This is a genomic window from Mesorhizobium sp. M0998, assembly GCF_040318885.1.
In the GTDB taxonomy this organism is placed as follows: Bacteria; Pseudomonadota; Alphaproteobacteria; order Rhizobiales; family Rhizobiaceae; genus Mesorhizobium.
In genome coordinates, this window is the sequence record NZ_JAMYND010000029.1 from 46,014 (window position 1) to 59,716 (window position 13,703).

Below are 13,703 nucleotides of genomic sequence, written 5' to 3' on the forward strand. Positions count from 1 at the left end.
CCAGGCGCTTGGCAATCAGGATGTCGGGCTGTCGGAGTTTACTGGTTTTCCTTGCTCTGGCCCATGATTTCCTGCGCCGTGAAATTGATGCCGCAGGTCGGGAAGGAATTGCCGACGAAGAAATTGTCGGATTGGTCGGGGAAGTAGTCCTGGCCTGCCTTGAAGTTCGGATCCTCGACGATCGCCAGCGGCAGCTTGACCGCTTGCGGCACGACCTGGCCTTCAAGTGCTGCAATCGCCGTCTTGATGGCAACCGCGACCTGCGCCGGGCCGGTGCCGGCCGACGAGCATTTCAGGCCGTCAGCGGCGAACTTGGCGCAGAATTTGCGGAAGCCGTTCTCCGTCTCGCCGCCGAACGGCACGAACGGATGCTTGGCATCGATCATCGCCTGCACGATGCCGGTATCGCCGCCCTGTCCGGTAATGCCGTCGAAGGGGCCGTTGGTGGCAATGGCATCGGCCGTAGCCTTTTGCGCAACGCCGTCATCCCACTTGCCGACGACCTCGGTGACATCCCATTTCTTGCCGGAAGCGTCGAGAACCTCGTGGATGCCGTTATGGCGGTCGGTATCGACGGATGTGCCGGCGACGCCGCGCACTTCCAGCACCTTGCCGCCGTTCGGCACGTGCTTGACCAGCCAGTTGCCCCACAATTCGCCAAGGCCTTTCTGGTCGACATTGACGTTGATGGCATCCTTGGTGTCGAGGATGTTGTCGAAGGCGACCAGCACCACGCCGGCTTCCTTGGCCCGTTTGATGACAGGACCGAATGCGGTCGGGTTCTGGGCGTTGACGACAATCGCGTCATAGCCGGAATCGATGAAATTGTTGATCGCCGAAATCTGCGCCGGCACGTCTTCGCCGGTCGAGACCACCTTGAATTCCTTGAGCTTGGCCGCGACGTCCGGCTGCGCTGCATAGGCCTTTGCCGTCTGCACCATCTGGATGCGCCATGTGTTGGCGATATAGCCGTTGGCCAGAGCGATGCGGTACGGGCCGTCTTTCTTGGGGAACTTGAAGAACTGCGTATCGGCCGACCAGGGCGCGAAGCAGTCAGGCTCGGCCGATGGCCCCTTGACGATTTCAGGATCGGCGATCGCCGACGAGCTCAGCATGACGAAAGCAGTGGCGGCAACGATACCGCCAACGAGTGACTTGATCATCGATATTCCTCCCAGTTGCAGTTTTGTTTGTTGTTACGCCGATGAATTTGCGCTTTTCCGGCCCGGCACCTCCCGCCGTACCCGTCGCGCGTTCAGGTGGCCGAATGCCGACCCGATCCCCTCCTTTGCTGCCCGGCTAGTCCCGCAAAAACTATCATATTATACATAATAAACAAGCATGAGCTGTCGCTTATGTATAATAAACAGCCCCCATCTTCTGAGCGAAGTACCGCCCGGCGATAACTGGTAGCGCTACCATGACGTAGTGTAAAGCGCCATTGCGTTGAAGCGCGCTTCAGCGTGCCGTGCTTTCACGCCGCTTGAGTTCGAAGCCGAGGTCGCGACGACACCTGCGCCACCCGTCGATCCGTTGCATCCAAAACGGCGACAGCGTCTATGAAACGCATTACTGTTTCGTCGCTTTGCGCAGAACAACGCTGGATGTGGGGAGCCAATGATGGAAGGACATATTGATCCAAAACTGGAACACATGTACCGCCGTGGCTACTCAGCTGGCGTATTCGATGTACTGGCGAGCCTTGCGCTCCTTCTTTCCGATGAAGACCGCCAGATTGTGGAGAACTGGGCCAAGAACGACCTTGCCGTCTGGAGAACCATGCGCCTCAATGAAGCGGTTCGGCCTCCGGATTTTCCCATAGGAAGTCGCCCAGATGTTCATGGACCCTGGCCTGCGTAGGTGTCCGAGACCTACTCAGTTCCTCGAACACCTCCGGCGCATCGCGATGGTGCTCGAGTACTACCGGATCGCCGGACCCTTTTTTCGAGCTTTCAGCGCGCCGTGCTTTCACGCCGCTTGAGTTCGAAGCCGAGGTCGACGACCCGCTGTTCCGGCCTGTTGCCTTCGATCGCCGCAAGCGCCATGGCGACCGCCCGCCGGCCGATCTCGTAGCGATACGTCCGAACGCTGGTGACCGACGGAAACGCCACCTCCATCATGTCGAGATCGTTGAAGCCGACGACGCCGATCGTCTTCGGCACGGCGATCGAAGCGCGGTGGCATTCGAACAGCACGCCAAGGGCGATATCGTCATTGTTACAGAACACCCCATCGAGGCTCGGCACCTTGGCCAGCGCGTCGCGGAACAATTCGCGGCCGAGGGTGACGCTGGAGGGCACCGGCGTCGTGGTGGTGAGCCTCGGATCGAACAGGCCGGCCGCCTCCATCGCCGCGCGATAGCCGGCGAGCCGCCGCTGCGAACGCGGATCCATGCGCGCACCGATGAAGCCGATCCGGCGATAGCCTGCCTCGATCAGATGTTCCGCAGCCGCCTTGCCGCCCTCGAAATGTGAGAAACCGACCATCATGTCGACCAGATCGGGCCCGGTCTCCATCACCTGCACCACCGGACAGCCTGCCGTTTCCAGCAGTTTTCGCGAGGCCGGCGTTTGGTCGATGCCGGCCACGATCAGCGCCGCCGGGCGTTGCGGGCCAAACACCTGCAGCAGCCGCTCTTCCTCAAGGCCGGAATAGTGGGTGTTGCCGAGCTGAATCCGGAAAGGGCCGTCCGACAGGCTGTCGTAGATGCCGCGCACCACTTCGGCAAAGACGTTGTTGGTAAGCGACGGCACCAGAACGCCAAAGACCTCGGCGCGCGCCGAAGCCAGCGCCCGCGCATTCGGGTCGGGCACATAGCCGAGCTCGTTCACGGCCGACTCGATCTGGCGGCGCAGATCTTCCGAGACACGCCCCGGCTCACGCAGGGCGCGCGATACGGTAATGGCGCCGACGCCGGCCTTGCGGGCGACGTCGGCGATGGTCGGGCGGCCGCCGCCGCGGCGTGAGCGCGGCTTGATCACCGTACTCGTCCGGACGCCGGGCAACCGCCCACACGCGACCGTGAAACGATGTTCAGCGTTTTTGAAACTGCTGCCATGCCAAACTGGCCCGTTGCCACACCTTGTCTGGCGTCGCGCAGCCTTCGGCTGTTGTCAAGCGACGGCCGGAGAGACTGTATCCGTACCGCTGTGCTTCAGGCCGCCACAGCAGCGCTGCGCCGGGCCTTCCACAGCAGCAGCACCATGGCCAAAATATTCAGCAGGTTCCAGGCAATGCCGTTGAGGAACGCGGCGGCATAGGAGCCGGTCAGATCGTAGATCCAGCCCGACATCCAGCCGCCGATCGCCATGCCGAAGATGGTCGCCATCATGACGATGCCGACGCGCTGGCCAGCTTCCTTGGCTGGCATATATTCGCGCACGATGATCGCATAACAGGGCACGATGCCGCCTTGCGACAGGCCGAAAACCAGCGAGACGACATAAAGCGAGGCAAGCCCGTCGAACGGGATATAGAACAACAGCGACAGGCATTGCAGCACCGAGCCGATCAGCAGGGTTTTCACACCGCCGATGCGATCGGCAAGGAAACCCGAGCCAAGCCGGCTGACGACGCCCGCCGCCAGCATGATCGACAGCATATCGGCGCCATGCGCCACGCCGTAGCCGAGATCAATGCAATAGGCGACGATATGGACTTGCGGCATCGACATCGCCACGCAGCAGCCGAGCCCGGCCACGATGAGCAGCGCCTGCAAGGCGGCCGGCGACAGGGAGATCGGCTGAACCACGCGGCTGCCCGGCGATCCCGGAGCCGCCTGGGGCGATGCGCCGCGCCGGAGCAGCAGGATCAAGGGCACCATGGTGACCAGGCAGACAACGCCGATCGCGGCATAGGTGAAGCGCCAGCCTTGCGCCTGCATGACATAGGGCATCGCCGTCGGCCAGATCGCTCCGGCGAGATAGTTGCCGGATGCGGCAGCAGTCACCGCGACGCCGCGGCGCCGGTTGAACCAGTGCGAGATGTCGGCGATCAGCGGCCCGAAGATCGCCGACGAGCCAACGCCGATCAACAGGCCCTGGACGAGGGTGAACTGCAGGATCGAACTGGTCAGCGACGCCAGCAGGAAGCCGGCGCCAAGTGTAATCGCGGCAATCAGCGCCGGGATCCAATACCCCATGCGGTCGATGGCGCGGCCGAACAGCACATTACCGGCGGCAAAGCCGACCATGGTCGCGGTGTAGGGCATCGAGGCAGCGGCGCGGTCGACGCCGAATTCTGCCTGCACGGCAGGCAGCACCACGACCACCGCCCACATGCCGACCCCGCCGATCGTTGCCAGCAGCATCGAGATGCCCAGCCGTATCCAGGCATAGGCACTGTCGATGCCGGAACTTCCTGCCTGGCTTGAGACGATTGGGGTCAAGAGCGTTTCCTGTCCGCAGTTCTTGAATCGGCGGTTCTGACCACTATCGGCGCATTCGCATCGCCGAGCAGCGCCACGACAGGCAAATCCGTGGCTCCAGGGATTCGGGCCGAAGTGGAACAGGGGTGCGCCATAAGGCGTTTTCCGGCAACGACCTAGTGGAAGGAGTTTGCCATGACCGCGCAACGGAAATGGTCCGCCGACGTCACCGGGCACAGCGACGCGCTGGACCTCGAGGAACACATCTTCGAATCCCACGATCCCAAGAAGATCGCCGCCTCTTTGAAGCGATCGGCCGAGCACAGCGACCGACGCAAGGCAGGGCCGTTTCAATCCGCCATGTCGATGCTGAATTTCTACATCAACCGCGCCGGCAAGAACCTGCCGGCGGCGCAGAAGAAAGTGCTGGAGGACGCCAAAGACGAGCTGCGCGCCCTTTTTGGCCGCCCAAAGGAAGATTAGGGTCGGTCTCCATTAATTGGTTCTGCCAAATTCGGCTGAACTGGACCTAGTGACAGGGCCTCTTTGTCGCCAGTCTGCAGGCTCGGCTTGTATTCCCAAGCCCGCAAAAGCCTGGCGTCATGACGGTCAAGATCGGCATCAATCCCATCACCTGGAGCAATGACGACGTTCCGGCGCTTGGCGGGGATACGTCCTTGGAGACCTGCCTGTCGGAAACGGCGCTGGCCGGCTACCGCGGCACCGAACTCGGCGGCAAATTTCCGCGCCAGGCTGAAGTGCTTGGGCCGCTCCTGTCTTCCTATGGCCCGGAACTCGTCTCCGGCTGGTATGATGGCCGCATTCTCGACCGCACGGTCGACGAGGAATTCGCGGCGATCACCCCACATCTTCAGCTGTTGCGCGACCTTGGCGCCAGGATCGTCGTCTACGCCGACACCTCGCGCGGTCGCCATGACGGCATTTTCGCACCGATCTCCGAGCGTCCGCGCCTCGCCGACAGGGACTGGCCGTCCTATGGCGAGAAACTGACCGCCCTCGCCGACCGCATGGCCGCATTCGGGGTCGGCATGGCCTTCCACCACCACATGGGCACCATCGTCGAGACGGACGATGAAGTCGACAGGCTGATGGCGGCGACGGGCCGAAGCGTCGGCCTTTTGTTCGATACCGGCCACTGCCTGTTTTCGGGCGGCGACCCGCAATCGCTGCTGCAACGGCATCTCGACCGTATCGTGCATTTCCATTGCAAGGATGTTCGCAGGGCGATGCTGAAACGGGCACGCCGCGAGGACATGAGCTTCATGGCGGCGGTAATGGACGGCATTTTTACCGTGCCCGGCGACGGCTCGGTCGATTTCCTGTCATTGCTGAAGCCCCTCGCCGCGCGCGGCTATGAAGGTTGGCTCGTTGTCGAGGCCGAGCAGGATCCGGCCAAGGCGCATCCGCTGACCTATGCCAGCAAGGGCTATTTCTCGCTGCTCGCCACCGCCCGCGAGGCCGGCTTCGAAGTGGCGACGCGGCAGGCAAACTGACCGGCCCGCATTTGCGAGCCGGGGGACACGATGAGCGCGCGCCGCGATGGGGTTAGCGACGCGAAAGCGCCCGGCGATCCGCGCCGCCTTGCTCCCTGCGCGGCGCGGATCGCAGAATCCCGGCTCTGGATTGCAAACCCCGACTTTCAAGCTTGAGGCCGACCGGAAGCCGTGCCTTGATGCAACCGAGGAGGAGCGATATGGCTTTCGAAGCTGCGCTTGGCATGGAACGGCTTTGCACCATCCGCGAGATTGCCGAGAAGGCGGAACTTGGCGCCGCCACCGTGCATCGCGCGCTGAAGAACAGCCGCGAGATCCGTCCCGAAACCAGGCGGCTGGTGCTCGACACCGTCTGCCGGCTCAACGAGGAAAAGATCGCCCGCGCCGCCCGGTTCGTCGGGGGATAGTGCCTTGCCCGACCACATGCGCCTTTCCCTCGACATCATGTCGGTCGACCGCGCTTCGGAAGAACCGATGCATCGTCAGATCTACGGCGCCTTGCGACGCTTCATTCTTGACGGCCAGATCCCGCAGAACACGCTGCTGCCGTCGACGCGCTCGCTGGCCGAAGATCTGAAGGTCGGGCGCAACACGGTCATCGCCGCCTATGACCAGCTCCTTGCCGAAGGTTTTATCGAGGCGCGTGCCGGATCGGGCACCTGGGTGGCGCCGATCCAGCAGAACCGCCCCTTGGCATCCCTGCGCGCCGGACTGGCAGCGCCGCAAAAGCTGTCGCGGCGCGGTCAGACCATCGTCAACGGCCCGCAACCGCCGCGTAATGCCGGCGTCATCAATTTCCATCCCGGCGTGCCTGAAACGGCATCGTTTCCGTTCACCATCTGGTCAAGCCTTCTGGTGCGCAATGCACGCAGCCGCGACGATAGTCTGCTTGGTTATCTCTCCTTTGCCGGTCACCCCGGCCTGCGCCAGGCCATTGCCTCGACCATCGGCCTGTCGCGCGGCATCAGTTGCACCGCCGACCAGGTGATCATCGTCACCGGTGCGCAGGCAGCGCTCGATCTGGTCTCGCGCGTGCTGATGGACGAAGGCGACCATGTCTGGATGGAAGAGCCCGGCTATCTCGGCGCCAAAAGCGCCTTTCTCGCCAGCGGCGCCAAGCTGGCACCGTTGAAGGTCGACCGGCGCGGCTGGCATCTTGCCGATCCGGAGCTGCCGCCGCCGCGGCTAATCTATGTGACGCCATCCTGCCAATGGCCGTTCGGCACCATCATGCGCATCGAGGAGCGGTTGCAGCTGCTCGACATCGCCGAACGCAACGGCGCCTGGATCGTCGAGGATGACTATGACGGCGAATACCGGTTCCGCGGCCGGCCGGTGCCGGCGCTGCGCGGGCTCGACCATGCCGACCGCGTCGTCTATATCGGCAGCTTCGGCAAGACGCTGATTCCGGCGCTGCGCATCGGTTATCTGATCGTGCCGCGCGAATTGTCGGTTCCGTTCGACCGGGCGGTGAGCATCACCGGCCAGTTCGCGCCGCTGATCCTGCAGGCAACGGTCAACGACTTCATCATGCAGGGCTATTTCGCCACGCACCTCAAGCGCATGCGCCGGCTCTACGCGCGCCGGCAGGCGAACTTCGTCAAGCTGTGCCAGGAGCATCTGGCCGAATGGCTGATCGTCACGGAAAACGATTCCGGCATGCAGCTGCTGGCGAGCTTCGTCAGGCCCTATAAGGACAGCGACGTGGTCGCCGCCGCCCTCAAGGAGGGGCTCGACGTTCAGGGCATCTCCATCAACTATCATTCCACTGAGCCCGAGCACGGCCTGCTGCTCGGCTATGCGGCGATGGACGAACGTCAGATCCTGCGCGCCGTTCTGGCGTTGCGCGCCGCGTTCCTAAGATTGGATAGAAGCTAGAGCCAGGCTCTCCATCTCGTTCACCGCGGGGTTGAGTCGGTCGCCCGCAGTGATTAGGAATATGGGGCGTCGGTCCTTGTTTTCGGCGTTCGCGCAAAGCGCGCTTCCCAAGGCCGAACCTCCCCGAAAACCAGAAGCATGCCCACCGCCGGTATTGGCGGGCAACGCATTCATCTGAACCATGAGGATTGCCATGAGAACCGCATCCTGTGCCTGCGGGCAACTGAGGATCTCCTGTAACGGAGAGCCGCAGCTGGTCGCACAGTGCCACTGCCTCGACTGCCAGAAACGGACCGGCAGCACATACGGCGTCGCCGCCTTCTTTGCGCGCGACAAGGTAGAAGCCGAAGGCGACGCCAGTACCTACAGGCGATCAGCTCGGAGCGGCCACCATATCACTTTCCATTTCTGCCCGGGCTGCGGCTCGAGCGTCTTCTGGGAGCCCGAGCGAAAGCCTGAATGGATCGCCGTCGCGGTCGGCTGCTTCGCCGATCCCGCCTTTCCGGCCCCGGCGCATGTTGGGTGGGAAGACCGGCGTCATCCCTGGGTTTCCGGTTAGCGACGCCAACCCGCCAGCGCAGCGCTTTACCTTACTGGTTGATCTCGGGTTCAACGAGCTTCGCCAGATTTCGCAGCGACTCCTGCCAGCCGAGATAGCAGGCCTCAACCGGGATGGCGTCTGGGATACCTGCCTGCGTGATATTCACTTCGGTGCCGACCGACACTTTCTTCAATGTCACGGTCACCTCGATCTCGCCGGCCAGGTTGGGGTCGTCGAACCGGTCGGTGTAACGCAGTCGCTCATTGGGCACGAGCTCGACATATTCGCCGCCGAACGAGTGGCTGTCGCCGGTGGTGAAGTTGCGGAAGGACATTTTGAACGCACCGCCGACTTTCGCCTCGAAGTGATGAACCGTGCAGGTGAAGCCGTTCGGCGGAAGCCATTTCGCAAGTGCATCCGCTTCAAGGAACGCGCGGTAGACTTTCTCCGAGCTGGTTGTCAGAACGCGGTGCAGCCGTACGGTGCCGGGCATATCGTTAATCCTCCGTGTTGGTGATCGATGCCCCCTAGGACGAGCGGAGCCCGGCCTATCCGACACGGGCCTGCGGATTTTTTGGCGGCCGGTTATGCCGGCCGGAATCCTCGGCCGGCCACCGGGCAAGGAACTCGACCGCAGGGTAGCAAACCGCGCCGGATCTGGTCTAGTTCACACTGTCGAACTTCTGCAGATCAACCGGTGCCGCCTTGCGCAATTCGATATCATCGAGCGAAGCATTCTCCAGCGCCACCCGCGCCGCCGCGTCGATGTTGTGGATCATGTCCTGAATGTCGGTATCGCTGTGCGCCGGGTTCATGGCGACCATCACGGTGCGGTTGAGGATGTCGAGAGAGCGCTTGCCGAGGTCGTCGGAATAATCCAGCCGCAGGCCCTGGTTCTCGGGCAGTGCGTAAGGATTGAGCGCCGGATGATGCGCGCCTTCATGCATCAGCACCTGGTCCCACTGGGTGAAATTGTGACGGCCGGTCTTGCCGGCAACGACGCTCGGAATGGTCTTCGAAAAAGTCTGCGCCGCCTGCTCGCTCGGCAGCAGGTACATCACCTGTGCGGCACAATCGTCGTCCGCGCTGTTCATCGGCGACGGCGTCAGCCCAAGATTGCTAAGGTGGCGGGTACCGGCCAGCACCGTCTTCTTCTCGACCCGCATCGCCTCGATGATGCCGTCCAGCCGGTCGAGTTGGACGTTGAGCATCGCCCCCATCAGTTCGGAAGCACGCGCGCCGATGCCGGCGAAGGGTTTGATGCTGTCGCTTCTGCCCTGCCAGTAGAAATGGCAAGGGTCGATGGCGCAGCGCGCCCGCTCCGCCACTTTCGGGTCGCTGGTGGCGATACCGCCGCCCTCGCCCGAGGTCATGTTCTTGAAGTAGTTGAAGGAATAGGCGCCGGCATGGCCGATCGAGCCGAGCTTGCGGCCCTCATAGCCGCCGCCGATGCCTTGGCAGACATCCTCCAGCACCAGCAAGCCGCGCTTGGCAGCAATGTCCATGATCGCATTCATGTTGCAGGCCGCGCCCCACATATGCACCGGGATGACCGCCCTGGTGCGCGGCCCGATGGCATCGCGCAGGGCGATGGGATCGATGGTCAGGCTCTCGTCGATGTCGACGATGACGGGAATGGCCCCGACCGACAGCACCGCGGTCGCTGTCGCCATATAGGTGTGCGCCGGCACCAGCACTTCGTCCCCCGGGCCGATGCCGAGGCCGATCAGGCCGGCGGCGAGCCCATAGGTGCCGCTGGCGGCCAGCGCGAAATGCTCGACGCCAAGATGCTGCGCATAGCGGGCCTCAAAGCGGTCGCATTCGCTGTCCTTGCCGTAACGAAACAGCGCGCCCGAGCGGATCACCCTGGCAATGGCTTCGATTTCCTCTTCGCCGGCGGTGTACATGACAGGCCTCCAGTCACTTGATAATGTGGGTCACTTGATAATGTGGTCGCTTGATGGTGTGGACAGCTGTAGGCTTGTCGGCACGGTTTGAAAGAACCACTCCGCCGCTATTCGACCAAGCCATCTGCGCCCGGAAGACGGTTCCTATGACTGGTTTTGAACCGTGATTGGGGAAATCGGCAGCTAAGTGTCTCAGCCGGCAGGCAAATCGTACCCATCCGAATTCGCCAAAGTGGCCCTGTCGGAAAGGCAGGTTTCGGCGTTCCATTCCGGCCAGTTGGGCAAACGGTTGGTTCCATGAAATACGGGACACACTTTGGAAGACCCTGGAAACCGGCGTGCCGGCGGAAAGGCGGCCGTTCGTGAACGCCGCCGGCTCCAGCAAACGGATCGTACTCCACGAGGACGATGTCGGCATGTGCCACGGCGCCAACAGCGCCTTCCTCGAATTGAGCGGGCTGGGTGTCTGCAGTTCCGGCGCGGTGATGGTGCCGTGCCCGTGGTTCCTCGAAATGGCCGAAAGCGCCGCCGCCAACCCTGGCCTCGACCTCGGCGTCCACCTTACGCTGAACAGCGAGAAGCAGCACTACAAATGGCGGCCGTTGACCGCGCCGTCGCGGGCGGCCGGCTTGACCGACGAGTTCGGCTTCTTGTGGCCGGATGTGGCGACCACGCGCCGCAAGGCGGTGCCGCAGGCGGTCGAGGCCGAGCTTCGCGCCCAGATCGACACCGCCTATCGCGCCGGCATCGACGTCACCCATCTCGACGCGCATATGGGAGCGGCATTGTCGCCGGAATTCTGCAACATCTACATCAAGCTCGGGCTCGAATATCAACTGCCCGTGCTGCTGACCAAGACGCTGTCCGCCTATTCCCCCAACGACAATCTGGTCGGCGTCACCGAGGAGGCGTTCCAGCGCGGCGTGGCGCTGGCCCGTGCCGGCGGCTTTGCCATTTTCGACGCCGCCATCCAGACGACCTGGGGCCGGCCGCGTTCCAGGCCGATCGAGCCGGCTTACAAAGCGCTCATCGACGGTGTGCGCGACGGCCTGACCTTCTTTTGCCTGCATTGCAACGCGCCCGGTGAACTCGAGCTGATCGAGCCGCGCTCCGCCTACATCCGCACCGAAGAGTACGAACTGTTCCGCGACCAGGGCTTTCGCGACTGGCTCGCCGCACAGCCGATCGACGTCATCGGCATGAAGCCGTTGCGCGAGGAGCTTCGCGTAGCGCTCTCGGCCGGGCGATTATCAACAACAGCCCGCGGCAACACCACGGGCGAGCAGCGATTGGCGTCGGCAAAGGCCCGCAAAGCGGCCACCCGATCCGCGACGTGAGCCGATCGTCGCGGCCGGAAAACGGCGCCAGAGGGATTGGAACTGCAACGACAAATGGGAGAATAAGATGAAAACTCTTCTGAAAGTGGCATTGGGCGCCTTCGTTTCGGCGGGCCTGATGACAGGTATTGCGCATGCCGCGGGCCTCAAGGATCCGAAGGACGTCCGCATCACCTTCGTGGTGCATGGGTCGGCGTCCGATCCCTATTGGTCGGTGGTCAAGCGCGGCGTCGATGACGCGGCCGCCCTTACCGGCGCCAAGGTCGAATATTACGCACCGCAGGTCTTCGACGTGGTCGAGCAGGCCCGGCTTCTCGACGCTCTATGTCGGCACCGTTTCCGAATATGATTCCGGCAAGAAGGCCGGCGAGCGGCTGGCCAAGGAAGGCACGCTCAAGGTCGTCTGTATCAACCACGAGGTCGGCAATGTCAGCCTCGACCAGCGCTGCCAGGGCCTCAATGACGGGCTGAAGCCCTCCGGCGGCGGCACCGAGGTTCTGGCCGTGGCGCCGGATCCCGCAGACATCCAGCGCCGCACGGAAGCCTATCTGTCGGCGCATCCCGACACGCAGGCCGTCTTTGCGCTTGGCGCCACCGCCGCCAACCCGCTGATCCCGATGTTCCGCGACAAGGAACTGTTCGGCAAGCTCAAGCTCTACACATTCGACATCAGCCCGGAGGTCCTCGATTCTGTCGTCGCCGGCGAAATGGGCTTCGGCATGGACGCCCAGCAATATCTGATGGGCTATCTGCCGGTGATCTATCTGGTCGAGCAGGCCACGCACGGCTTCTGGCCGCAGAACAACGCCTATACCGGACCGCTGTTCATAGATTCGCCGGAAAAAGCCAAGGCGATCCTGGCCCTCGCCAAAGAGGGCATCCGCTAGGCAAGCGCTCCGACGGAACGGGAGAATGCGCCAAGCGCTCTCCCGTTCCTTCGAAGATTGCGAATTGAGCGATTGGAGAGCCTAATGGCGGTCGTGGAAGACAAGGCGATATCTCCGGGCGAACTGAAGGCGACCGACCGCTTCGGCATGACGTCGAAGCGGGCCGCCGGCGCCGACGAGCGGCTGGCCAGCACCGGTAAGCTGACCCAGTGGCTGCGCCGGCCGGAAGCCGGTGCCGCCGGTGGGCTGCTTGCGACGATCATCATCTTTGCGCTGCTGCCGGGCGCGGCAAACCTCTATTCGCTGCAGGGATCGATGACATTCCTGACGCTGTCGGCGGAGCTCGGCATCGTCGCCACCGCGGCAGCACTCCTCATCATCGCCGGCGAGTTCGATCTTTCGGTCGGCTCCATGGTCGGCTTTGCCGGTGTCGTCATCGGGCTGACGGTGAAATACTGGGGCCTGCCGCTATGGGGCGGCATCGCCTGTGCCTTCGCCGTTGCCATCCTCACCGGCTATCTCAACGGCCTGATCGTGGTGAAGACGCGCCTGCCCTCCTTCATCGTCACGCTCGCCACCCTCTATATCCTGCGCGGACTGTCGATCGGCATCACCCGCGCCGTCACCGGCCGCACGCAGATCCCCTACATACTCGAAGGCGCACCGGATCCGGCGACGGCCGGCATTTTCAACGGCCATCTGCTCACCGGCCTGTTCCACTGGATGGGCGCTCAAGGCTGGATAGCCACCCGCAGCGACGGCATTCCCTTCGTCGCCGGCATTCCGATGTCGATCGTCTGGTGGCTCGGCCTGACGGCGCTGGCCGGCTACGTGCTTACTCAGACGAAATACGGCAACTGGATCTTCGCCACCGGCGGCGACCTGATCGCAGCCCGCAACGTCGGCGTGCCGGTCGATCGCGTCAAGATCAGCCTGTTCGTCTACACCGCCTGCGCGGCGACGCTGCTTGCCACCATCCAGGTGATGGAGGCGGGCTCCGCCGACACCACGCGCGGCCTGCTCAAGGAATTCGAGGCGATCATCGCCGCCGTCATCGGCGGCGTGCTGCTCACCGGCGGCTACGGCACCGTCTATGGCGTGCTGTTCGGCGCGCTGATCTTCGGGCTGGTGCAGATGGGCATCTTCTACACTGGCATCGACACCGACTGGTTCAAGGTCTTCCTCGGCATCGTCATCCTGATGGCCGTGCTGGTCAACAACTACATCAGGCTGAAGGCGCTCGGCCGCGGAGGTGGCAAATGACCGAGCCGGC

General features: G+C 63.2%; 15 protein-coding genes. 9 read left to right on the forward strand and 6 right to left on the reverse strand.

The window, feature by feature from the left end:
- Positions 1 to 38: 38 nt before the first annotated feature.
- The 4 genes from NKH59_RS24135 to NKH59_RS24150 all read right to left on the reverse strand — a co-directional run bounded on the left by NKH59_RS24135 (position 39) and on the right by NKH59_RS24150 (position 4,387).
- Entirely contained in the window at positions 39 to 1,163 is a 1,125-nt protein-coding gene (locus tag NKH59_RS24135) for a sugar ABC transporter substrate-binding protein (protein ID WP_352473506.1), read from the reverse strand.
- 508 nt (positions 1,164 to 1,671) lie between these two features.
- On the reverse strand, positions 1,672 to 1,842 hold the full coding sequence (locus NKH59_RS24140) for a hypothetical protein (protein WP_352750391.1): 171 nt from the start codon (positions 1,840 to 1,842) through the stop codon (positions 1,672 to 1,674).
- Between the two features lie 110 nt (positions 1,843 to 1,952).
- Positions 1,953 to 2,981, reverse strand: a complete 1,029-nt coding sequence (gene gntR / locus NKH59_RS24145; RefSeq protein WP_353023304.1) for an HTH-type transcriptional regulator GntR — start codon at positions 2,979 to 2,981, stop codon at positions 1,953 to 1,955.
- A 173-nt stretch (positions 2,982 to 3,154) separates the two neighbouring features.
- The gene (locus NKH59_RS24150) at positions 3,155 to 4,387 is read right to left on the reverse strand and encodes an MFS transporter (RefSeq protein ID WP_353023305.1); all 1,233 of its coding nucleotides are present in this window, start codon (positions 4,385 to 4,387) and stop codon (positions 3,155 to 3,157) included.
- A gap of 174 nt (positions 4,388 to 4,561) precedes the next feature.
- Here NKH59_RS24150 and NKH59_RS24155 point away from each other — a divergent pair, with 174 nt between their 5' ends.
- The 5 genes from NKH59_RS24155 to NKH59_RS24175 all read left to right on the forward strand — a co-directional run bounded on the left by NKH59_RS24155 (position 4,562) and on the right by NKH59_RS24175 (position 8,317).
- Positions 4,562 to 4,849 (forward strand): DUF3175 domain-containing protein, encoded by a 288-nt coding sequence (locus NKH59_RS24155; protein ID WP_352473504.1) that lies wholly within the window; start codon positions 4,562 to 4,564, stop codon positions 4,847 to 4,849.
- Between the two features lie 119 nt (positions 4,850 to 4,968).
- Positions 4,969 to 5,880, forward strand: a complete 912-nt coding sequence (gene iolE, locus NKH59_RS24160) for a myo-inosose-2 dehydratase (RefSeq protein ID WP_353023307.1) — start codon at positions 4,969 to 4,971, stop codon at positions 5,878 to 5,880.
- A 200-nt stretch (positions 5,881 to 6,080) separates the two neighbouring features.
- On the forward strand, positions 6,081 to 6,287 hold the full coding sequence (locus NKH59_RS24165) for a LacI family DNA-binding transcriptional regulator (protein ID WP_352453276.1): 207 nt from the start codon (positions 6,081 to 6,083) through the stop codon (positions 6,285 to 6,287).
- Between the two features lie 4 nt (positions 6,288 to 6,291).
- A complete protein-coding gene (mocR, locus tag NKH59_RS24170; RefSeq protein WP_352740684.1) occupies positions 6,292 to 7,758 on the forward strand; it encodes a rhizopine catabolism transcriptional regulator MocR in 1,467 nt (488 codons plus the stop codon).
- A 193-nt stretch (positions 7,759 to 7,951) separates the two neighbouring features.
- Positions 7,952 to 8,317 (forward strand): GFA family protein, encoded by a 366-nt coding sequence (locus tag NKH59_RS24175; RefSeq protein ID WP_353023309.1) that lies wholly within the window; start codon positions 7,952 to 7,954, stop codon positions 8,315 to 8,317.
- Positions 8,318 to 8,348: 31 nt separating this feature from the next.
- Here the strand turns inward: NKH59_RS24175 and NKH59_RS24180 are convergent, their stop codons facing one another.
- Both NKH59_RS24180 and NKH59_RS24185 read right to left on the reverse strand, forming a co-directional pair.
- Positions 8,349 to 8,792, reverse strand: a complete 444-nt coding sequence (locus NKH59_RS24180) for an SRPBCC family protein (RefSeq protein ID WP_352465254.1) — start codon at positions 8,790 to 8,792, stop codon at positions 8,349 to 8,351.
- Between the two features lie 169 nt (positions 8,793 to 8,961).
- Positions 8,962 to 10,206: a DegT/DnrJ/EryC1/StrS family aminotransferase gene (locus NKH59_RS24185; protein WP_352922326.1), complete on the reverse strand. Its 1,245-nt coding sequence runs from the start codon at positions 10,204 to 10,206 to the stop codon at positions 8,962 to 8,964.
- 362 nt (positions 10,207 to 10,568) lie between these two features.
- Between NKH59_RS24185 and NKH59_RS24190 the strand changes: the two genes are divergently transcribed.
- From NKH59_RS24190 to NKH59_RS24205, 4 genes are all read left to right on the forward strand, one after another.
- Entirely contained in the window at positions 10,569 to 11,543 is a 975-nt protein-coding gene (locus NKH59_RS24190; protein WP_352922328.1) for a polysaccharide deacetylase family protein, read from the forward strand.
- 67 nt (positions 11,544 to 11,610) lie between these two features.
- Complete coding sequence (locus tag NKH59_RS24195) at positions 11,611 to 11,892, forward strand: hypothetical protein (RefSeq protein WP_353023310.1); 282 nt, start codon at positions 11,611 to 11,613, stop codon at positions 11,890 to 11,892.
- Complete coding sequence (locus NKH59_RS24200; RefSeq protein WP_353023312.1) at positions 11,777 to 12,430, forward strand: substrate-binding domain-containing protein; 654 nt, start codon at positions 11,777 to 11,779, stop codon at positions 12,428 to 12,430. Before NKH59_RS24195 ends, NKH59_RS24200 begins: the two co-directional genes overlap by 116 nt.
- Before the next feature lie 147 nt (positions 12,431 to 12,577).
- The gene (locus NKH59_RS24205) at positions 12,578 to 13,693 is read left to right on the forward strand and encodes an ABC transporter permease (RefSeq protein WP_352456268.1); all 1,116 of its coding nucleotides are present in this window, start codon (positions 12,578 to 12,580) and stop codon (positions 13,691 to 13,693) included.
- The last annotated feature ends 10 nt before the right edge of the window (positions 13,694 to 13,703 follow it).

Coding starts and splice junctions, on each gene's coding strand:
- NKH59_RS24165 (WP_352453276.1), top strand. CDS start 6,081: ATGGCTTTCGAAGCTGCGCTTGGCATGGAACGGCTTTGCACCATCCGC.
- NKH59_RS24195 (WP_353023310.1), top strand. CDS start 11,611: ATGAAAACTCTTCTGAAAGTGGCATTGGGCGCCTTCGTTTCGGCGGGC.
- NKH59_RS24155 (WP_352473504.1), top strand. CDS start 4,562: ATGACCGCGCAACGGAAATGGTCCGCCGACGTCACCGGGCACAGCGAC.
- NKH59_RS24175 (WP_353023309.1), top strand. CDS start 7,952: ATGAGAACCGCATCCTGTGCCTGCGGGCAACTGAGGATCTCCTGTAAC.
- NKH59_RS24200 (WP_353023312.1), top strand. CDS start 11,777: ATGACGCGGCCGCCCTTACCGGCGCCAAGGTCGAATATTACGCACCGC.
- NKH59_RS24185 (WP_352922326.1), bottom strand. CDS start 10,206: ATGTACACCGCCGGCGAAGAGGAAATCGAAGCCATTGCCAGGGTGATC.
- NKH59_RS24180 (WP_352465254.1), bottom strand. CDS start 8,792: ATGCCCGGCACCGTACGGCTGCACCGCGTTCTGACAACCAGCTCGGAG.
- NKH59_RS24135 (WP_352473506.1), bottom strand. CDS start 1,163: ATGATCAAGTCACTCGTTGGCGGTATCGTTGCCGCCACTGCTTTCGTC.
- NKH59_RS24205 (WP_352456268.1), top strand. CDS start 12,578: ATGACGTCGAAGCGGGCCGCCGGCGCCGACGAGCGGCTGGCCAGCACC.
- NKH59_RS24140 (WP_352750391.1), bottom strand. CDS start 1,842: ATGAACATCTGGGCGACTTCCTATGGGAAAATCCGGAGGCCGAACCGC.
- iolE (WP_353023307.1), top strand. CDS start 4,969: ATGACGGTCAAGATCGGCATCAATCCCATCACCTGGAGCAATGACGAC.